The sequence below is a fragment of the Antarctobacter sp. genome, from assembly GCF_965277915.1.
In the GTDB taxonomy this organism is placed as follows: domain Bacteria; phylum Pseudomonadota; class Alphaproteobacteria; order Rhodobacterales; family Rhodobacteraceae; genus Antarctobacter.
On the sequence record NZ_OZ255849.1, the window covers coordinates 2,007,622 to 2,025,694 of the forward strand.

An 18,073-nucleotide genomic window follows, 5' to 3' on the forward strand; every position below is an offset into this window, starting at 1 on the left:
GCGCTCTTGCGAAGAAGCGTGTTTCAAGCTGGTTCAATGCGGGCAAAAGGTGCGCGACGGGGACAACGACGGGATCCCCTGCGAGAACCTCTGTTCACGACGTTGCTAGAAAAAAGGCCCGGCGGCCAGCCGGGCCCTTGATCCGTGGGCTCAGGCCCGCCGACGACGTCCGCCGGTGCGGCCGGCGCGGCCGCGGCCTTCCTGGCCGGCCTTGGGGGCCTGGCGGTTGAACTCGATCCATGCGGCGCCGCCGTCGTCGTTGTTCGTCAGGAAGTTGGCGGCGCGGATGGCCTCCATCTCCTTGCCGGCGCGCGGCTTGGTCGAGCCCATGCCGAAGAGGGTGACAAAGGTCTCGTCGTCGATGTCCTCGGGCAGGATGATCCCGGCGGCGGCCACCTCGGCCTTTTTCTCGGCGATTTTGGTGGCGTTCACCGGCAGGGCAACCGGGTTCATGATGGCCGAGGTCATGCCGGCGCCCATCGCCATCGGCAGGAAGGCGTTGTTGATGCCGTGACGGTTCGGCAGGCCGAAAGAGATGTTCGACGCGCCGCAGGTGGTGTTGACGCCCAGTTCCTCGCGCAGGCGACGGACCAGCGTAAAGACCTGCAGGCCGGCGGTGGCCATCGCGCCGATCGGCATCACCAGCGGGTCGACCACGATGTCATGCGCGGGGATGCCGTAATCGGCGGCGCGCTCGACGATCTTTTTCGCAACGGCGAACCGCACCTCGGGGTCTTCGGAGATGCCCGTGTCGTCGTTCGAGATCGCCACGACCGGCACGTTGTATTTCTTGACCAGCGGCAGTACCAGTTCCAGCCGCTCTTCCTCGCCGGTGACCGAGTTCAGCAGCGGGCGGCCTTCGGCTGCGGCCAGGCCGTTCTCCAGCGCGCCAGGCACCGAACTGTCGATGCAGAGCGGGATGTCGACGACGTTCTGGACGACTTCGACCAGCTGTTTCATTAGGGTCGGCTCGACGAAGTTGTTGTCGGCGTAACGCGGATCCTCTGCCATCTTGTTGGAAAAGACGGCGCCCGAGTTGATGTCCAGAACGGTGGCGCCGGCGGCGACCTGGGCGATGGCGTCGGCCTCGACGCGGCTGAAATCGCCGGCTTCCAGCTCTACGTTCAGGATCTTGCGGCCCGTGGGGTTGATCCGCTCGCCGATCACGCAGAACGGTTCGTCAAAGCCGATGACGGCGGTTTTTGTTTTCGACTCGACGATGGTGCGGGTCATTGAGCTGGCTCTCCTGTCAGGCGCCCGAGGATCAGCTCGAGCGCGGGGTCGTTGAAATCTTGTATCGTCTCCTGTGCGCCGTGGGCACGCAGGTCTGCATCCGCAAGCCCCGACCGGAGCCCCACGGTATAGGCCCCCGAGGCGGCGGCGGCGCGCAGCCCCGATGGGCTGTCCTCGAAGGCGACGGCGTGGTCGGGCGCGATGTCCAGCGCACGCATCGCCGCCAGGTAGGGCTCGGGGTCGGGTTTGCCCCGGGTGCATTCCTCGCCGATCACCACGACCTCGAAGGCGTCGCGCAGGCCCACGGCCTCGAGCATGGCCTCGGCGTTGAGGCGGTTGGCATTGGTCACCACCGCCAGCGCCCAGCCTTCGGCGCGCGCCCGGTCGATCAGTGTTTCGGCCCCGGGCATGGCCGGGTAGGGACGCGGCAGGCGGTCGCGGAACCGCGCCTCCTTGAGGTCCGACAGGCCCTGCGGGTCTTCGAGATCCGGCAGGAACTCGGCAAAGAAATCCGTGTTCAGCCGGCCGTGCACATGGCTCATGTAGAACTCTTCGTTCACCTCGATGCCATAGGGCACCATCAGGTCGACGAAGACCTCCCGATGAATGTCATCGGTCATCAGCATTGTGCCGTCCAGGTCGAACAGCAGGGCGGGTCGTGTCATGCCTCAGCCGTGTGCCGCTGCGGGACGGGTCGCGGCGCCGCCATTGGCGATGGCCCATTCGGCGTTCGTCTTGATGCCGCCCAGCGGGAAAAAGTGGACCTGTTCGATGTTGAAGTCCGGATTGGCCGCCTTGTGGGCCGCAAGCTGCGACAGGACCTCGGTCGGCTCGTAAGGCAGCAGCAGCTTGGACACGTCCATCGCGCGCTTTTGCAGAACCTTGAGAGAGGGGCCGACACCGCAGGCGATGGCGAACTTGATCAGTGTCTGTAGCTTGGCCGGGCCCGCGATGCCGATGTGCACGGGCAGGTCGATGCCTTCGGATTTCAGGCGGTTGGCCCAGGTGATGATCGGACCGGCGTCAAAGGCGAACTGGGTGGCCAGGGCCATTTGCGCGTCGGTGCGTTCGCTGAACGACTGTTTCCAGCGCAGCGCCTCCATTACGGTGGCATCGCCGCCGTCCGGGTCGATGTCCTTGTTGCCTTCGGGGTGGCCTGCGACGTGAAGGCGTTTGAATCCCGCCTTGTCAAAGAGACCTGTCTCCATCAGCTGCATCGAGCTGTGGAAGTCGCCGTGCGGCTCTGCCACGCCACCGGCCAGCAGCAGCGCCTGTTCGACGCCCGCCTCGCCCTGGTACATGGCGATCCAGTTTTCCAGCGTCGCGGCATCCTTGATGATGCGGGCCGGGAAATGCGGCATGACGTTGTAGCCCTCGCCGGACAGGCGCTTGGCCGTGGCGACCATTTCCTCGATCGGCGTGCCCTCGATGTGGGCGATGTAGACGCGGGTACCCTCGGGCAGGAGCGCGCGGAAATCCTCGACCTTGGAGGCCGTGCGCGGCATGACCTCGATCGAGTAATTCTGCAGGAAGGCCTCCATGTCGGGGTTTGCGGTCCTGGGGGGCTCGTCGCGCTTGCGGAAGTTCAAGAGGGCCATGAGCGTCTCCTTAAGGGTCATGTCGTGAACCGGGCCTCAGGCCCAGCCGTCGTTGGCGATAAGCGCCTTGATGCGCTCTTGATCGAACTCCGCCTCGAGCCGAGCGGCTTCGGCGTTTGCGGCTTCCTGCGGGTCGCCCTCGACCGTGCCGGAGGCCACCTTGCGCCACTCTGCAAGATAGGCATCCGTCTCTGCGGCGCCAGTTTTCATGGCAGCGCGGTCGATGGCCTGCTCGAACCGTTCGGGCAGTTGGACCTTGGCGCCACGGCGGCCCTTGCCCACGATGACCTGGGCGGGGATGTCGCGCCAGTAGACGATGGTCAGCTCTGCCATAGGTCCGATTCCCTTGCTTCTTCTTGCTTCTTTACGCGCGGTACGACATGGGCACGGGTCGATTTTCGACTTGTCCCGCACCATGCGCGACAGCTTATGCCGGGTGCGTCCGGGTTCCAACCGCAACAAAGGTCAGAAGTTCTCACCATCTAGATGAGGAAAATTAAGGTTTGTCGCCGATTCTTGCCGCATGCCCCTGTTGCCCGCAGGGCAGGCAAGGGAGGGGACGCGCCTTGGTCATCGCAATCGACGCCTGGAAACTGGCCTATGCCGCCCTGCCAAAGGCGGGGTGTTCATCGGTGAAAATGGCGCTGGCGATGCTGGACCCCTGCGTGGCCGTTCCGGACAAGCCCGATTTCCAGACCTGGCATCGGATCTACCAGACACGGCGGTTTCATCCCGGTCGCTGGTCCGAGCACGCCGATTTCTTTCGGTTCTGCGTGGTGCGGGACCCGGCGGGGCGGCTGATGTCCTGCTATACGGACATCGTGGTCAAACGGCGGGCGCTCAAGGACAGCCCCAGGGTGCGCGCGGCAGGCGGCCTGCCGGTGGCCCCGGATCCCGACACTTTCTTTTGCCGCTTGCCGCGCTACCGGCGCAAGTCATCCATCGTAAAGCACCACGTCCTTGGGGCCGAGCTGTTCCTGGGGCCCGACCTGCGCAGCGATTACGACCGGGTCTACCGCACCGGTGAGCTGGACGACCTGGCGGCGGACCTGAGCCGGCGCACCGGCGAGACGGTCCGGATGCCGCATGCCAATTCCAGCGGCGCAAAGCTGTCGATTTTCGACCTGGAGGGGCGCACGATCGACCGGCTGCGCCCGCTGTTGGACGCCCAGTACGACTACCTGCGCGATTACTTTGTCAATCCGCTGGGACCCCGGATACATGATGCTTGCGCGATAGGGGATCGGCGCGTATCGTGAGGGCAAGTTGATCTCGGAAAAGGCGCGACGTCATGGCGCCAAAGCGTCCCAAGGCTGCGGGCGCTTTCCCGAAACCGGTCGAGAGCCCCGCGCCGTCACGGCCAGATCCCAACGCACTTTACGCGGCGCTGGATCTGGGTACAAACAGTTGCCGCATGCTGATTGCCCAGCCAAAGGGCAGCCAGTTTCATGTGGTCGACAGCTTCTCGAAGTCCGTCCAGCTTGGATACGGGCTCGAAAAGACTGGGCGGCTCAGCCGCGCCTCGATGGGGCGTACGGTGTCGGCGCTGCACGTCTGCCGTCAGAAAATCGAACGCCACAAGGTGACGCGGATGCGGCTGGTCGCGACAGAGGCCTGTCGGCGGGCACGCAACGCGCGGGAGTTCATCCGTCACATCCAGCGGGAAACCGGGCTGAAGATGGAAATCATCCAGCCCGAGGAAGAGGCGCGGCTTGCGGTAATTTCCTGCGCGCCGCTGGTCTCGACCAAGACCGAACAGCTTTTGGTGGTGGATATCGGCGGCGGATCGACGGAACTTGTCTGGATCGACCTCAGCAAGGTTGCGCCCCGCGAAAGGCCGCGCGCGATCATGCGCCTGCACGCGGGATTTCATCCGCCCGACAGCCCGTTCCCCTCGGCCAAGGTCGTGGACTGGATCAGCGTGCCTCTGGGCGTGGCGACGCTGCGTGACCAGTTTTCCGACGTCATGGACGACGCCGCGCGATATGCGCTGATGAGCTGGTATTTCGAGGAGAACCTGGCCGAATTCGCGCCCTACCAGGATGAACAGGCCCGCGAGGGGTTCCAGATCGTCGGCACCTCTGGCACGGTCACGACCGTCGCCGCCTCTCACCTGGGACTGCGCCGTTACGACCGGACCAAGGTGGACGGGCTGCGCATGTCCTCGGACCAGATCGAGGCGGTGATCCAGCGGTACCTTGCGATGGGACCGGCGGGCCGCCGCAAGGACCCGCGCATCGGCCCGGACCGTCATGCGCTGATCATGAGCGGGTCGGCGATCCTGCAGGCGCTGCTCCGGCTCTGGCCGACCGACCGGCTGTCGGTGGCCGACCGGGGCCTGCGCGAGGGGCTGCTATACGCCCAGATGTCCGCCGATGGCGTGCTGGAGGACGGCCCGCTCTGACGGGCGCACCGCTCAGGCGGTGGTGCGCAACAGCTCTTCGAACCCGCCAAAGATCATGCGCTTGCCGTCGAAGGGCATGTCGAAGGGGTCCTCGTCGCTCATCATCTTGCCCCAGCCGGCATCGCGGACCTCTTTCGACGGCCAGACGATGTATCCGGCGGCGACGCTTTCGCCCTCTTGCAGCTTGACCGCCAGCGGAAGCGACGTGACTTCGCCATCGGGCACATCGCTGGGCCAGAGATCGACGACATCCGTCGCGCCGAGACCGATGAACATGTCCTGGGTGAATTTGACGAAATCGCCGTAGGCGGCTTTCTTGGCATCCGGGATCGGGGCAAGGAAAATGTCGTAATAGGGCATGGGGCTCTCCTGTCGCGGTATCGCACCGTCATTTGGTCGCGTTCGCCTTGAAAAGGCAACAGGCCTGTCGCGGATGGGAACGGTCTTTCGAGTGGCGCCACATTGGCGTATGCAAGGGGTTCCCAAAGCAAGGTCGCGGTGAGATGGCGAAGAAACCCACAGGCAGTAATTCCGGCGGCAAGAACAGCTCGGGGCGCGGGCAGCGTGACCTCAAGGTCAAGGTCAAGACCGCGCGGGGGCGCAAGCTTTCCTCGACGCGCTGGCTGCAACGGCAGCTGAACGATCCTTACGTCAAACGCGCCAAGGACGAGGGGTTCCGCGGCCGCGCGGCCTTCAAGATCCTGGAAATCGACGACAAGTACCGGTTCCTCGTGCCCGGCGCGCGGGTGGTCGACCTGGGCTGTGCGCCCGGCGGCTGGTGCCAGGTGGCGGTGCCTCGGGTCAATGCATTGGGGGAAAAGCAGGGCAAGGCGCAAGGCTTTGTCCTGGGTGTCGACCTGCAAGAGGTCGAGCCGATCCCGGGCGCCGAGATCCATCAGCTGGACTTCATGGAGGACGGTGCCGACGACAAGGTCAAGGCCTGGCTGGGCGGCAAGGCCGATGTGGTCATGTCGGACATGGCCGCGGCCTCTTCGGGGCACAAGCAGACCGACCATTTGCGGATCATCGCCCTGTGCGAAGCGGCGGCCTACCTGGCCTTCGACGTGCTGGAGGAGGGCGGCACCTTTGTCGCCAAGGTGCTGCAGGGCGGGGCCGAAGGCAGCCTTCAGGCCGAACTCAAGCGCCGGTTCGGGAAAGTCGCGAATTTCAAGCCGCCGGCGAGCCGGTCCGATTCAAGCGAAAAATTCGTTGTCGCCACGGGGTTCCGCGGCTGAGAGAGGCAATGGCCGTCTCTTGCAGGCGGCGCGCCTCTTCAGGCGTGAGGGCCGGTTCCCGCGCGACAGGGGCAGGCACGTCGTCATCCGGCAGGTGTTCCTGCTGGTACAACGCGAACAGCCGCGCGTGCCGCGCCCCGCGCAAGGACGCATTTGGGTCATCGCTGTCGCGCATGGGCCTCTCGTGTGGCAGCGGGCCTTGGGGTGCGGACGCAGGGTCAACATCAGGTCTTGTGCCGTGTCGTGGCGCAAGAAACAAGCTGAAACCCTGCATTTGAGGGATTGACGCCCCCTTGCGATGCCGTCTGGATGGGCGCAAAGCGGGGAGGGCGGCATGAAGACGATCCTGTGTTACGGCGACAGCAACACCCACGGCACGGCGCCGCTTCCGGCGCCCGGGGTCGACCTGCGCCATCCGCCCGGCGATCGCTGGCCCGATGTTCTGGCCGCCGAGCTGGGGGCCGGTTTTCGCGTCATCGACGAGGGGCTGCCCGGACGCACCACCGTGCATGACGACGTGGTCGAGGGCGGGATGCGCAACGGTGCCACGGTGCTGCCTGCCATCCTGCACAGTCACAAGCCGATCGACCTGATGGTGCTGATGCTGGGCACCAACGACCTGAAGATCCGCTTTTCCGTCAGTGCCTGGGAAATCGCACGCTCTGTCGAGCGGCTGACGCTCATGGCACGGGCCGAAGGTGTGGTGGGCGATATTGTCCTTGTCTCACCTGCTCCGGTGCAGGAAACCGGCGCTCTGCGCGAGGTCTTTGCCGGGGCGGAAGCGCGGCAGGACGGGATCGAAGCGTTCATCGCGGCAGCGGCCGAGCGGCAGGGGTGCGGCTTCCTGCGCGCCGGAGATCACGTCACCGTATCGCCCAAGGACGGTGTCCACTGGGAGCCGGAGGCGCATCACCGCTTTGGCAAGACGTTGGCCGGGGTGCTCGCGGAGCGTTTGGCGTGAGGGCCTTGTGCCTTGTCCTCGCGCTGGCCGGATGCGCTGCTGCCCCGCCCAGAGGAGACCTGCCCCTGCGCAATCCCACGGCGCCCGTGGCCTCGCAGGCGGATGCGGCTTTGGGGCGTCTCAGCGGGGAATGGCTGGTTGTGCAGGGCGCGGAGCTGCGACCCGGCACTCGGGTGCGGTTCGATAAACGACAAGCGGTGATTGGCGGGCGCGCGATGCCGGTCAGGGATGAGGGGCAGGGACGGCTGACACTCGATAGTGCGCCGGTCTGGGTCTACTGGATCGACGCCGACAACAGGACGGCGGCGCTTGGCGATCCCGACGGACGGCGGGTCTGGATCATGGACCGCAGCGGCCAGCCTGGTGAGCGATTGCGCGCCGCGCGAGAAATCCTGGCCTGGTATGGCTATGACCTGGAACGGTTGGAGCAGGGATGAAGCGGGTTCTGATCACCGCAGGGGCCGCCGGGCTGGGCCGGGCGATGGCCGAGGGCTTTCTGGCCCGGGGCGACCGGGTGGCGGTCTGCGACATCGATCCATCCGCGGTCAGCGAGTTTCGCGCCGCGCATCCAAAGGCCCTGGCAGAGGTCGTCGATGTGACCGATGAGGTCGCCATGACCGCCTTCCTTGCCCGGGTCGAAGAGAGCTTCGGCGGAGTGGACGTGGTCTGTGCCAACGCCGGAACCGGCGGGCAGGCGGGCCGGATCGAAACGCTGGACCTGGACGCCTGGCGGGCTTGTATCGACGTCAACCTGACGGGCGCTTTCCTGACCTGCCGCTGGGCGGCGCGGGTCATGCGCACGCAGGGCGACGGGCTGATCGTGTTGACCAGTTCGACAGCCGGCCTGCATGGCTACCCCTTGCGCGCGCCCTATGCCTCGGCCAAATGGGCCGTCGTCGGGCTGACCAAGACGCTTGCGATGGAACTGGGCCCGGCGGGCGTGCGCGTGAACGCGATCTGCCCCGGCGCGGTCGAGGGCGACCGGATGGACAGGGTTGTCGCGATGGAAAGCGCGGCGTCGGGCCTCAGCCCCGAGGAGGTGCGCGCGCTCTATGTGCGCGGCGTCTCTTTGCGCAGCTGGGTCACCGCAGATGAAGTCGCCGAGACGGTTCTCTGGCTCTCTTCGCCCGCGGCCCGCAAGATTTCCGGGCAGATCCTGGCGATCGACGGGCATACGGAAACACTGGCGCCTTGAGAGCGCGCAGAGGGCGCGGGGCACTTTCGGTCAGATAAAGGGCCGCTTAGGGTGGAAACGAAATCAAACAGGGAGTGTGACGTGGCAAGACGGGCAGCGATCATCGGCGGTGGTGTCATCGGCGGCGGCTGGGCGGCGCGTTTCGCGCTGATGGGCTGGGAGGTGCGGGTCTACGACCCCGACCCCGAGGCCGCGCGCAAGATCGACGAGGTCATGGCCGGGGCCGCGCGCGCCCTGCCCATGCTGTTCGAGGCGCCGATGCCGGCGCCGGGCCCGATCAGTTTCCACGACAGCCTTGCCGAGGCCGTCGAAGGCGCCGAGTTCATTCAGGAAAGCGTCCCGGAACGGCTGGACCTGAAACACAGGGTCTATGCCGAGATCCAGGCCGCCTGCGCACCCGGCGCGGTGCTGGCCTCTTCGACCAGCGGGTTCAAACCCTCGCAGTTGCAGGAGGGGGCGGCGCGCCCCGGCCAGATCATCGTCGCGCATCCCTTCAACCCGGTCTACCTCTTGCCGCTTGTGGAACTGGTCCCGGGTGAGGGGGCAGCGCCTGATATCGTCGAAAAGGCGCGCGAGATCCTGACCGGAATCGGCATGTACCCGCTGCATGTCCGGGCCGAGATCGACGCCCATATCGCGGACCGTTTCCTCGAGGCGGTCTGGCGCGAGGCGCTGTGGCTGGTCAAGGACGGGATCGCCACCACCGAAGAGATCGACAACGCAATCCGCTATGGCTTTGGCCTGCGTTGGGCGCAGATGGGTCTGTTCGAGACCTACCGCGTGGCCGGTGGCGAGGCCGGGATGCGGCATTTCATGGCCCAGTTCGGGCCGTGCCTGTCCTGGCCCTGGACCAAGTTGATGGATGTGCCCGAATTCACCGACGAGCTGGTCGACCTGATCGCCGAGCAGTCGGACGCGCAATCCGGGCATCTGTCGATCCGTGAACTGGAACGACTGCGGGACGACAACCTCGTGGCGATCCTGCGGGCGCTCAAGATGCAGGGCGCTGCGGCGGGCAGGCTGATCCGGGCGCAGGACGACCGGATGCGCGGCCCGCTGGAGGAAACCGTGCCAATGGTGACCGTGCGGCGGATCGTGCCGGTGGACTGGACCGATCTGAACGGTCACATGAACGAAGGGCGCTATGGGCAGGTCTTCTCGGACGCCTCCGAGGAACTGATGACGCATGTCGGCGCCGACCAGGCCTATATCGACGCGGGCAACAGCTATTTCACCGCGGAAACCAACATCAAGTACCTGGCGGAAACTCTTGCCGGAGAAGAGATTTTCGTCGAGACGCGCGTGACATTGGGTGAAGGCAAGAAGCTGCGCCTCTGGCACGAGATGAAACGTGCGTCGGACGGAGAAGTGCTGGCCACCGGTGATCAGTTCATGTTGCATGTCTCGCTGGAGACGCGCCGCAGTTGCCCGCCGCTGGATCATGTGCGTGAAAACGTCGACCGTCTGGCGCGGATGCACGCCGACGGCTGACGGCCAACCCCTTGACGCGACAGGAAAGAAACAAGGACAGAACATGGACGAACGACGCTTTCTGACCGAACTGTTCGAGGTCGCGGTGGCTGCGGCGGATCCCAAGCGGGCTCTTGCCGGGGTGCTGCCGGGCAAGCCAAAAGGACGGACCGTGGTCGTTGCCCTGGGCAAGGGGGCTGCGCAGCTGGCGGCCGCCTTCGAGGAGCTCTGGCAGGATCCGGTCGAGGGCGTCGTGGTCACGCGCTATGGCTATGCCACCCCCTGCCGCCACTTGCCGGTTATGGAGGCCGCGCACCCGGTGCCGGACGAGGCCGGCCTGAATGCGACAGAGGCGGTCTTTCGCGCGGTCGAGGGGCTGACAGAGCATGATCTTGTGGTCGCATTGGTCTGTGGTGGTGGTTCGGCTCTGCTGCCCGCGCCACCTGCGGGGCTGTCCCTGGACGATGAGCAGGCGCTGAACCGGGCGTTGCTGGCATCCGGTGCGCCGATTGGCGTGATGAATGCAATCCGCAAGCATGTCAGCGGCATCAAGGGAGGGCGGCTGGCCGCCGCTGCGCATCCGGCAAGAGTGGTCTCTCTGGTGGTGTCGGATGTTCCTGGCGACGATCCTGCACAGGTCGCATCCGGGCCGACCGTACCGGATGCGGTGACCCGGCAGGATACGCTTGCCATGATAAAGGCGCGAAACATTGTTTTGCCAGAAAATGTTATGAAGCACATCTCAAGTGAAGCAAGCGCCGCGCCAAGGCCGGGTGACGCCTGTTTCGACGGGAATGCCGTGCACGTCATCGCTTCGGCGCGCCTGTCGCTTGAGGCGGCGGCGGAGCAGGTCGAAGCCGCGGGTTTGACGGTCGCGATCCTGTCTGACGCGATCGAGGGAGAGGCCTATGACGTGGGGCGCGTGCACGCGGCAATGGCCCGCGAAATCGCCTTGCGCAATCGCCCGTTCCGCGCGCCGGTGGTTCTGTTGTCAGGGGGCGAGACCACCGTGACCTTGGGGCAAAACCCCGGGCGCGGTGGGCGGAACACGGCCTTTCTGATGGGGTTCGCCGAGGGCATCGAGGGGCTCACCGGGATCACCGCCCTGGCGGCGGACAGCGACGGCATCGACGGGACCGAGGACAACGCAGGGGCCTTTGTCGATGGCGGCAGCTTTGACCGGCTTCGGGCGCAGGGCAAGGATCCGATGGGCTATATCCAGGGGCAGGATCCCTACAGCGCCTTCGAGGCTCTTTGTGATCTCTTTTCCCCCGGGCCCACGGGGACAAACGTCAATGATTTCAGGGCCGTACTGATCTTTCCTCAGGTATAGTCATACCCAAGGGCGGTTTCGGTGGCGAGGTCCAGTTCCGCCCGCAGGAAGGCAAGATCTGCCTCGGGAAACCGGCGCGGGGTTTCGGGGCGCTCGGGCACGACGGGCAGGAACTTCGATCCCAGGCGTTTGACCACCGGCCGGAATGGCTGCGCATGGACCGGCAAGTCAAAGCTCACTGACAGCGCGGTGACAAAATGCTCCGGGTCCGCTTGCACGGCCTCGAGCCGGCAGAAAACGACCGAACACTCCCGCTCGAAAAAGGACAACAGGCCCGTCAGTTTCGCCTGTCTCAGGGCGAGAAGATTGGCAAAGGGCCGTCCCGTGAGTGGATGCCTGTCATGCTGAAGGGGTTGCCCGATCCCGCCGTGTTCGGCCACCTTGGGGAAATAGCGTTTGCGGTCTGCGATCGTGCCCCATTCGGCGCGCAGGAACTCGGCAAAGGGCATAAGCTGCATTGCGGGCGGGCAATGCCAGGGTTTCGCATGCATCGACAGCGACCAGGCGCGTGCGTCGCGGACGCAGCAGATCACCAGCATGTCGCCGGGGATTGCCGTCATGTGGGGAAACCCGTGTTTCCAGCCCATGTATTCGGTCGGGGTCAGAGCGCTGTTGCGTGCCATCAGCCGCTTGACGAAATTCGTTCCGGAAGAGCGTTCGCCGAACACCTGGAACCGTCGGGGCTGGCTCGGTCCCTTTGCCATCTGCCACCCGGTGTTCGCGACTGCCTGTCCGATCATGTCCGCCTCGTGCTGATCCCGAGGCAAACCTAGCCGCCCATTTCTGAGAATGCGATTCTCATATCGTCGTCATTGCGGTAGTCTGCGCGGCAAAACAACGACAAAGAGGCCAGGGCAGATGCAATCGGTGGCGGCGGCGCTGACTATGGTGCGCGGAGATGCCTTTTTCCTGAAAGCCTGGTTGCGACACTACGGCGAGACCTTCGGGCGCGAGAATTGCTACATCGTCAATCACGGTCGCGGCGCGGATGTGGAGGAGCTTGCAGAAGGTTGCAATATCATTGGGATACCCGGCGACCCTCATCCAAATTTCGACATGAAGCGCTGGCGACTTCTCAACAATCTTGTCCAGGGGTTGCGTTGCTACTACACGCATGTGGTCGTGGGCGACGTGGATGAGCTGGTGGTGGTGGATCCCGCACATGGCGGTTCGTTGCTGGACTACCTTCGGACCCAGAAACCCCGGCGCGTGCTGACGCCGCTGGGTTTGGAAATCATCCACCGGGTCGACGTCGAACGCGACGAAATCACCGGCCCAATTTTAGGCCCGCGCCGCCATGTGCGGCTGGCCCCGCATTATTCCAAGCCCTGCATCATCAGCCGGGGCGTCAAGATCGCGCGCGGCGGGCATTTCACCCAGTATGACAAGCTGATCACGCCGGATGAGCTGTATCTCTTTCACCTGAAGTTCTGCGATTTCGGCACTTACGTGCAGACGATGAACGCCCGGAATTCCGTCACGCAGGAGATCGGGACCGACGTGCAGGAGACCGCCATCGGGCGTCACTGGTTCGCCGAGGCACGGGGAGAGGACAGGGCTCTGTTCGTGACTTTCACCGAGTTGCCGATGGAGAACGGCTTTGACCTTGGCTGGGTGCGCAAGCGCATGGCGCGGACCTGGGGACCGCGTGGCGAGACGGGATTCCATGCCTTCAAGCGTCCGGAATACGCGCAGCAGTACCTGCTGCCCGACCGGTTCATGGGGCTGATCTGACCTAGAAGGCGCGTGAGGAGGTAAAGCTGATCTGGTCGATGTTCAGGCCGGGAAACTTGTCTTCGAAGAAGGATCCGGCACTGGCAAGGACATTTTGCGACCGCCCGTCCATCAGGTCAAAACCGAACTGCCAGACAAAGTCGGGCGTATAGAACATGCCAAAGGCAGCCACGGCCCCGAGGAAAAAGGCACGTCCATTCTTGCGCGCCACGCCGGCGGTCAGGGCCGCGCGCAAGACCTGGAAGGTCAGCATGACCAGCGTGGCCGCCAATGCCGCAGTCAGGGCGGCAAGGACGAGGTGCTGGGTGTCCGCCGCCAGACCTTCCTGTCTGAGGGCCAATTCGATCCGGTCGCGGTTGGTGGCGATGGCCGCGGTCGCATAGGCGGCGCCGAACCCGGTCAGACCGGCTGTCAGCATCTTGGGCTGTGCTCGGGCTCGCCCGGCGATGCCGCGGGCCTGTGCCTCTGGGTCGATACGGCGGACGCGGCGGCTGAAGTCGCTGTGATCCTGCTTGCGGAAGACGGTGGGGCGATAAGGCATGGTCATGCATTTATCGTTAACGGAACTTTCGGGCAGGATTGGCGTCGGAATGTGGCGAGAACCGGGCTTTCGCTTTCAATTCGCGAGGTTCGCAAGAAGTCCGCCGGTTCGCGCCCCCGGTCGACCGGGGGCGCGGCGCGCCGTCAGCGGATCGCGTCCAGGATACGGGCCCAGCTGCGGATGCCCTTGTGAAAGCTCTCGACGTCGTATTTCTCGTTCGGGGAATGGATCTGGTCGTCGTCCTTGCCCCAGCCGACCAGCATCGTGTCCATGTCGAGGATCGACTTGAAATACCCTGCCACGGGTATCGAGCCGCCACAGCCGGTAAAGGCCGCATCGTGCCCCCATTCGGCTCCCAAGACGCTGCGCGCGGATTCGAAAGCGGGATGCGTCGTCTGCATCTGGCTGGCGGGCGAGGCGCCGTGGCCATGGAATTCGACCGTGACATCCTCGGGCAACTGCGCGCGGACCCAGGCCCGGAAATGTTCGCGCAGGGCGTGGGGATCCTGTTGGCCGACCAGCCGGAAGCTGACCTTGGCCGAGGCCTGTGACGGCAGCACCGTCTTGAAACCGTCGCCGGTATAGCCGCCGATGATGCCGTTGATCTCGGCCGTGGGGCGCGACCAGATCATTTCCAGAGCGCTGCGATCCTGTTCCCCGGCCGGTTTCGACAGGCCGACGTCGCCCAGAAATGTGCCGTGGTCGAATTTCAGTGCCTCCCACTGCGCCTTCATCTCGTCCGAGAGTTCCGGCACCCCGTCGTAGAAATGTGGCACCTGGATGTGGCCGTTGTCGTCGTGCAGGTTGGCCAGAATGCGCGACAGCACGCGGATCGGGTTGCGCGCAACGCCGCCGTACATCCCGGAATGAAGGTCCTTGTCCGGGCCGGTAAGGGTGATTTCCTCGCCCAGCAGCCCGCGCAACTGCGTCATGATCGCGGGCACGCGGCTTTCGAACAGGCCGGTGTCGCAGATCAGGGCGATGTCGGCTTTCAGCTCTTCCTTGTTTTCCTTCAGGAACGGGATCAGCGACGGGGAGCCGCTTTCTTCCTCGCCCTCGAAGAAGAAGGTGATGCGGCAAGGCATCGAACCATGTTCCGCCTTCCACGCCCGGCAGGCCTCGACAAAGGTCATCAGTTGGCCCTTGTCGTCCGAGGAGCCGCGTCCGCGGATGACCTTGCCCTTGGCCGTCTCTTCGATCGCCGGATCAAAGGGATCGCGGTCCCAAAGGTCCAGCGGGTCGACCGGCTGGACGTCGTAATGGCCGTAGAACAGGACGTGCGGGCCATCGCCCTCGACATGGCCCACGACCATCGGGTGACCTGGCGTGGTCCGGGTTTCGGCGGCGATGCCCAGGCTTTTCAGGTCCTCGACCAGCCACTCCGCCGCCTGCCGACACTTGTCGGCATAGGCCGGGTCGGTCGAGATGGAGGGGATCCGCAAGAGCGCCATGAGGCGGTCCAGGGCAGCGGGAAGATCGGCGTCGATGCGCGCAAGCGTGGCGTCGAGAGACATGGGAACTCCTGATTTTTCGGCGAGGCTAACAGACCGCTTGGGACTGTCCAGCCGGATCAGAGTTCGACAAGCGGCGCGGCGGCCAGAACCTCTCCGGTGGGGGCTCCGGTGGGCGAACCGCCGGGCGGTTCGTCCGAAACGGCAAGTGTGCCGCCGGCCATCCGGGCTGCCAACGCCGGCGTCAGCGCGACCTCGGCCACATCCGCATCCGGCAGCACACCCAGCGAAACCGGTGCCGGATCGTCCTCGGCGATCAGCCAGAGTTCCAACGCCCGGCCTTCGCGCGGGCCACCTTCGAGCCGGGCCAGCACCAGTTCGTCACCGGTCACCTGCGCCTCATAGCGCAAGGTGCCGTCGGCAGAGGCCAGTTCAGCGCCAAGATCCGGACCGCGGGTCATGAAGGGCAGGGGAGCGACATAGGCCAGCGCGGCCAGCGTTGCGACGCCCAGCCCTGCGCCCAGCCACCAGCGACGGGCCCGCGATTCCGGCGCCCCGCCAACAGAGGCCAGCAGCGCACGCCGCACCCGGGGCGAGGGCCTCACCTCGTCCAGTTCATCGGCCAGGTCCGCAAGGCGGGATTCCCAATGGTGGACACGGGCGGCAAATTCCGGATCCTCGGCCACGCGGCGCGCGGCCACGCCTTCGAGATCCGCCGAGAGCAGGCGCAGGACATATTCCGCGGCCAGCAGATCGTCGTCGTCTTCGGGCATTTCGGGCAGATCAGAGCTCATCGGGACATGCACTCCCTGAGGCTCTGCAGACTCCGGCGCAGCCAGGTCCGCATGGTGTTGAGTGGCACTTCGAACCGCGCCGCGAGATCGGCATAGCTGGCCCCTTCGAGGTAGGCCCCGCGCACCGCTCTTGCGCGCTGGTCCGGCAGTTCATCAAGGCAGCTGACGATGCGCTGGCTTTCGGAGGCGGCAATGGTCGAGGCCTCGGGCCCGGGGCGGGAATCGGGCAGCGCGTCTGTTTCCGTCCTGTCCTGGCCGGATTGCGAGCGCTGGCGCGCACGCAGGCGGTCGATGGCGATGTTGCGGGCGATGGTGATCAGCCAGGTCATCGGGCTGTGGCCGGTGACGGCATAGCGGTCAGCCTTGTTCCAGATGCGCAGAAAGACCTCTTGCAGGGTATCCTCGGCCTCTTCGCGGTCTTTCAGGACCGACAGGCAAATCGCCAGTAGCTTGCCGCTGGTGGCATCATAGAGGGCCCCAAAGGCGCCGCGGTCACGCAATGCGACGCGCGCGATCAGGGCCTCGATGTCGCTTCGGGTTGTCATGCCTGCTCCGGTTCTGCCAAGACGTCTTGCAGGTTAGGACGTGGCCGGGTCAAGGCAATGAATCATGTTTCCGATACGCGACATTATGTAACTACGATCAAAGTTGTAATGGTCAGTCCGTTGATTCAGATCAAGGATGCGACGGATGGTCCGGTTCTAAACGGTGGACACATCACCTCGCGTTCGTTAGTTATTCATGAAATTGAATAGGGTGTGACTGCAGCACCGGCCCGTTGGCGAGGGTCGAAAGTAGAAGGAGGAGCCCGGTGGACTACACCGCGAAACTGGATGACGCCCTGAACCGTCTGCACGAAGAAGGCCGTTACCGCACCTTCATCGACATCGAGCGCAAGAACGGCCAGTTCCCGCATGCCACCTGGCGCAAGCCGGACGGCAGCGAGACTCCGATCACCGTCTGGTGCGGCAACGACTACCTTGGCATGGGGCAGCATCCGGTTGTCCTGGAGGCCATGCACGAGGCCATCGACGCCACCGGTGCTGGTTCGGGCGGGACGCGCAATATCTCGGGCACCACGGTCTATCACAAGGCTCTGGAGGCAGAACTTGCCGATCTGCACGGCAAGGAAGCTGCCTTGCTGTTCACCTCCGCCTATGTCGCCAACGACGCGACCCTGAGCACGCTGCCGAAACTCTTTCCGGGCCTGATCATCTATTCGGACGAGCTGAACCACGCCTCGATGATCGAAGGCGTGCGCCGCAACGGTGGCGCCAAGCGCATCTTCAAGCACAACGACCTGGACGATCTGCGCGCCAAGCTGGAAGCGGACGATCCCGCGGCCCCCAAGCTGATCGCCTTTGAATCCGTCTACTCGATGGATGGCGATTTCGGGCCGATCGAGGCGATCTGCGACCTGGCGGACGAATTCGGCGCGCTGACGTATATCGACGAGGTGCACGCGGTCGGCATGTACGGTCCGCGCGGCGCCGGTGTATGCGAGCGTGACCGCCTGATGCACCGTATCGACATTATCAACGCGACGCTGGCCAAGGCCTATGGCGTGATGGGCGGCTATATCGCTGCCTCGGCGAAAATGTGTGACGCGGTGCGGTCTTACGCGCCGGGGTTCATTTTTTCGACCTCTCTGGCGCCGGCGCTGGCGGCGGGCGCGCGGGCCTCTGTCGCTTTCCTCAAGACCTCCGAGGGTCAGAAACTGCGCGACCTGCACCAGGAACGTGCGAAGATCCTCAAGACCCGGCTCAAGGGCATGGGGCTGCCGATCATCGATCACGGCAGTCATATCGTGCCGGTGATCGTCGGCGATCCGGTCCACACCAAGCAGCTGAGCGACATGCTGCTCGAGGGCTACGGCATCTACGTCCAGCCGATCAACTTCCCCACCGTGCCGCGTGGCACCGAACGTCTGCGCTTTACGCCTTCGCCGGTGCACGGCCCGAACGAAATGGATCGTTTGGTGGGCGCGATGGACGAATTGTGGAGCCATTGTGCGCTGAATCGCGCTGAACTCGCCGGCTAAACCCCGCCAATACCTGTCAAATGGCTTGAGATGTGTTAGCCTTATCGCAATAACCGGGTTGCACGAATCGTGTAGCCCGGACC

At 64.9% G+C, this 18,073-nt stretch carries 20 protein-coding genes; 10 read left to right on the plus strand and 10 right to left on the minus strand.

What is annotated here, in order from left to right; all coding sequences use genetic code 11:
* Positions 1 to 150: 150 nt before the first annotated feature.
* Genes ACQY5B_RS10620 through ACQY5B_RS10635 form a run of 4 tightly spaced genes read right to left on the minus strand, consistent with a single transcriptional unit; the run spans position 151 to position 3,164 of the window.
* Positions 151 to 1,233 (minus strand): methyltetrahydrofolate cobalamin methyltransferase, encoded by a 1,083-nt coding sequence (locus ACQY5B_RS10620; RefSeq protein ID WP_305969786.1) that lies wholly within the window; start codon positions 1,231 to 1,233, stop codon positions 151 to 153.
* On the minus strand, positions 1,230 to 1,898 hold the full coding sequence (locus ACQY5B_RS10625; protein WP_420325292.1) for an HAD family hydrolase: 669 nt from the start codon (positions 1,896 to 1,898) through the stop codon (positions 1,230 to 1,232). Before ACQY5B_RS10625 ends, ACQY5B_RS10620 begins: the two co-directional genes overlap by 4 nt.
* Positions 1,899 to 1,901: 3 nt before the next feature.
* On the minus strand, positions 1,902 to 2,831 hold the full coding sequence (locus tag ACQY5B_RS10630; protein WP_420325291.1) for a methylenetetrahydrofolate reductase: 930 nt from the start codon (positions 2,829 to 2,831) through the stop codon (positions 1,902 to 1,904).
* A 36-nt stretch (positions 2,832 to 2,867) separates the two neighbouring features.
* Positions 2,868 to 3,164, minus strand: coding sequence for a virulence factor (locus ACQY5B_RS10635; RefSeq protein ID WP_300436932.1), 297 nt, complete (start codon positions 3,162 to 3,164; stop codon positions 2,868 to 2,870).
* 233 nt (positions 3,165 to 3,397) lie between these two features.
* Between ACQY5B_RS10635 and ACQY5B_RS10640 the strand changes: the two genes are divergently transcribed.
* Entirely contained in the window at positions 3,398 to 4,090 is a 693-nt protein-coding gene (locus ACQY5B_RS10640) for a sulfotransferase family 2 domain-containing protein (protein ID WP_420325290.1), read from the plus strand.
* 32 nt (positions 4,091 to 4,122) lie between these two features.
* A complete protein-coding gene (locus tag ACQY5B_RS10645) occupies positions 4,123 to 5,235 on the plus strand; it encodes a Ppx/GppA phosphatase family protein (RefSeq protein ID WP_043138673.1) in 1,113 nt (370 codons plus the stop codon).
* A 12-nt stretch (positions 5,236 to 5,247) separates the two neighbouring features.
* Here the strand turns inward: ACQY5B_RS10645 and ACQY5B_RS10650 are convergent, their stop codons facing one another.
* Entirely contained in the window at positions 5,248 to 5,595 is a 348-nt protein-coding gene (locus tag ACQY5B_RS10650; RefSeq protein ID WP_420325289.1) for a DUF1428 domain-containing protein, read from the minus strand.
* Between the two features lie 143 nt (positions 5,596 to 5,738).
* On the opposite strand from ACQY5B_RS10650, the gene ACQY5B_RS10655 reads away from it, so the two are divergent.
* The 6 genes from ACQY5B_RS10655 to ACQY5B_RS10680 all read left to right on the plus strand — a co-directional run bounded on the left by ACQY5B_RS10655 (position 5,739) and on the right by ACQY5B_RS10680 (position 11,429).
* Positions 5,739 to 6,470, plus strand: coding sequence for an RlmE family RNA methyltransferase (locus ACQY5B_RS10655; RefSeq protein ID WP_305969792.1), 732 nt, complete (start codon positions 5,739 to 5,741; stop codon positions 6,468 to 6,470).
* Positions 6,471 to 6,804: 334 nt separating this feature from the next.
* Positions 6,805 to 7,431, plus strand: coding sequence for a GDSL-type esterase/lipase family protein (locus tag ACQY5B_RS10660; protein ID WP_420325288.1), 627 nt, complete (start codon positions 6,805 to 6,807; stop codon positions 7,429 to 7,431).
* Positions 7,428 to 7,868 (plus strand): lipocalin family protein, encoded by a 441-nt coding sequence (locus ACQY5B_RS10665; protein WP_420325287.1) that lies wholly within the window; start codon positions 7,428 to 7,430, stop codon positions 7,866 to 7,868. The genes ACQY5B_RS10660 and ACQY5B_RS10665 overlap by 4 nt, the downstream gene beginning before the upstream one ends.
* The gene (locus ACQY5B_RS10670; protein ID WP_420325286.1) at positions 7,865 to 8,626 is read left to right on the plus strand and encodes an SDR family oxidoreductase; all 762 of its coding nucleotides are present in this window, start codon (positions 7,865 to 7,867) and stop codon (positions 8,624 to 8,626) included. The genes ACQY5B_RS10665 and ACQY5B_RS10670 overlap by 4 nt, the downstream gene beginning before the upstream one ends.
* A gap of 81 nt (positions 8,627 to 8,707) precedes the next feature.
* Entirely contained in the window at positions 8,708 to 10,117 is a 1,410-nt protein-coding gene (locus ACQY5B_RS10675; protein WP_420325285.1) for a carnitine 3-dehydrogenase, read from the plus strand.
* Between the two features lie 43 nt (positions 10,118 to 10,160).
* Entirely contained in the window at positions 10,161 to 11,429 is a 1,269-nt protein-coding gene (locus ACQY5B_RS10680; RefSeq protein ID WP_420325284.1) for a glycerate kinase type-2 family protein, read from the plus strand.
* Here ACQY5B_RS10680 and ACQY5B_RS10685 read toward each other — a convergent pair.
* Positions 11,420 to 12,169, minus strand: a complete 750-nt coding sequence (locus ACQY5B_RS10685) for a hypothetical protein (RefSeq protein WP_420325283.1) — start codon at positions 12,167 to 12,169, stop codon at positions 11,420 to 11,422. The genes ACQY5B_RS10680 and ACQY5B_RS10685 overlap by 10 nt on opposite strands.
* 118 nt (positions 12,170 to 12,287) lie before the next feature.
* Between ACQY5B_RS10685 and ACQY5B_RS10690 the strand changes: the two genes are divergently transcribed.
* Positions 12,288 to 13,163, plus strand: coding sequence for a glycosyltransferase family protein (locus ACQY5B_RS10690; RefSeq protein WP_420325282.1), 876 nt, complete (start codon positions 12,288 to 12,290; stop codon positions 13,161 to 13,163).
* Position 13,164: 1 nt separating this feature from the next.
* On the opposite strand, the gene ACQY5B_RS10695 is transcribed toward ACQY5B_RS10690, so the two are convergent.
* The 4 genes from ACQY5B_RS10695 to ACQY5B_RS10710 form a co-directional block, all read right to left on the minus strand.
* Complete coding sequence (locus ACQY5B_RS10695; protein ID WP_306043387.1) at positions 13,165 to 13,704, minus strand: hypothetical protein; 540 nt, start codon at positions 13,702 to 13,704, stop codon at positions 13,165 to 13,167.
* Positions 13,705 to 13,847: 143 nt separating this feature from the next.
* Entirely contained in the window at positions 13,848 to 15,218 is a 1,371-nt protein-coding gene (locus ACQY5B_RS10700; protein ID WP_420325281.1) for a M20/M25/M40 family metallo-hydrolase, read from the minus strand.
* Between the two features lie 56 nt (positions 15,219 to 15,274).
* Complete coding sequence (locus tag ACQY5B_RS10705) at positions 15,275 to 15,949, minus strand: anti-sigma factor (protein WP_420325280.1); 675 nt, start codon at positions 15,947 to 15,949, stop codon at positions 15,275 to 15,277.
* The gene (locus tag ACQY5B_RS10710) at positions 15,946 to 16,494 is read right to left on the minus strand and encodes a sigma-70 family RNA polymerase sigma factor (protein WP_305969803.1); all 549 of its coding nucleotides are present in this window, start codon (positions 16,492 to 16,494) and stop codon (positions 15,946 to 15,948) included. Before ACQY5B_RS10710 ends, ACQY5B_RS10705 begins: the two co-directional genes overlap by 4 nt.
* 266 nt (positions 16,495 to 16,760) lie before the next feature.
* On the opposite strand from ACQY5B_RS10710, the gene hemA reads away from it, so the two are divergent.
* Positions 16,761 to 17,990 (plus strand): 5-aminolevulinate synthase, encoded by a 1,230-nt coding sequence (hemA, locus tag ACQY5B_RS10715; RefSeq protein ID WP_305969804.1) that lies wholly within the window; start codon positions 16,761 to 16,763, stop codon positions 17,988 to 17,990.
* Positions 17,991 to 18,073: the final 83 nt, after the last annotated feature.

Excerpts from the sequence above, each read along its gene's own strand:
- ACQY5B_RS10620 (WP_305969786.1), bottom strand. The coding sequence starts at position 1,233 with ATGACCCGCACCATCGTCGAGTCGAAAACAAAAACCGCCGTCATCGGC.
- ACQY5B_RS10625 (WP_420325292.1), bottom strand. The coding sequence starts at position 1,898 with ATGACACGACCCGCCCTGCTGTTCGACCTGGACGGCACAATGCTGATG.
- ACQY5B_RS10630 (WP_420325291.1), bottom strand. The coding sequence starts at position 2,831 with ATGGCCCTCTTGAACTTCCGCAAGCGCGACGAGCCCCCCAGGACCGCA.
- ACQY5B_RS10635 (WP_300436932.1), bottom strand. The coding sequence starts at position 3,164 with ATGGCAGAGCTGACCATCGTCTACTGGCGCGACATCCCCGCCCAGGTC.
- ACQY5B_RS10645 (WP_043138673.1), top strand. The coding sequence starts at position 4,123 with ATGGCGCCAAAGCGTCCCAAGGCTGCGGGCGCTTTCCCGAAACCGGTC.
- ACQY5B_RS10650 (WP_420325289.1), bottom strand. The coding sequence starts at position 5,595 with ATGCCCTATTACGACATTTTCCTTGCCCCGATCCCGGATGCCAAGAAA.
- ACQY5B_RS10655 (WP_305969792.1), top strand. The coding sequence starts at position 5,739 with ATGGCGAAGAAACCCACAGGCAGTAATTCCGGCGGCAAGAACAGCTCG.
- ACQY5B_RS10660 (WP_420325288.1), top strand. The coding sequence starts at position 6,805 with ATGAAGACGATCCTGTGTTACGGCGACAGCAACACCCACGGCACGGCG.
- ACQY5B_RS10670 (WP_420325286.1), top strand. The coding sequence starts at position 7,865 with ATGAAGCGGGTTCTGATCACCGCAGGGGCCGCCGGGCTGGGCCGGGCG.
- ACQY5B_RS10680 (WP_420325284.1), top strand. The coding sequence starts at position 10,161 with ATGGACGAACGACGCTTTCTGACCGAACTGTTCGAGGTCGCGGTGGCT.
- ACQY5B_RS10685 (WP_420325283.1), bottom strand. The coding sequence starts at position 12,169 with ATGATCGGACAGGCAGTCGCGAACACCGGGTGGCAGATGGCAAAGGGA.
- ACQY5B_RS10690 (WP_420325282.1), top strand. The coding sequence starts at position 12,288 with ATGCAATCGGTGGCGGCGGCGCTGACTATGGTGCGCGGAGATGCCTTT.
- ACQY5B_RS10695 (WP_306043387.1), bottom strand. The coding sequence starts at position 13,704 with ATGCCTTATCGCCCCACCGTCTTCCGCAAGCAGGATCACAGCGACTTC.
- ACQY5B_RS10700 (WP_420325281.1), bottom strand. The coding sequence starts at position 15,218 with ATGTCTCTCGACGCCACGCTTGCGCGCATCGACGCCGATCTTCCCGCT.
- ACQY5B_RS10705 (WP_420325280.1), bottom strand. The coding sequence starts at position 15,949 with ATGAGCTCTGATCTGCCCGAAATGCCCGAAGACGACGACGATCTGCTG.
- ACQY5B_RS10710 (WP_305969803.1), bottom strand. The coding sequence starts at position 16,494 with ATGACAACCCGAAGCGACATCGAGGCCCTGATCGCGCGCGTCGCATTG.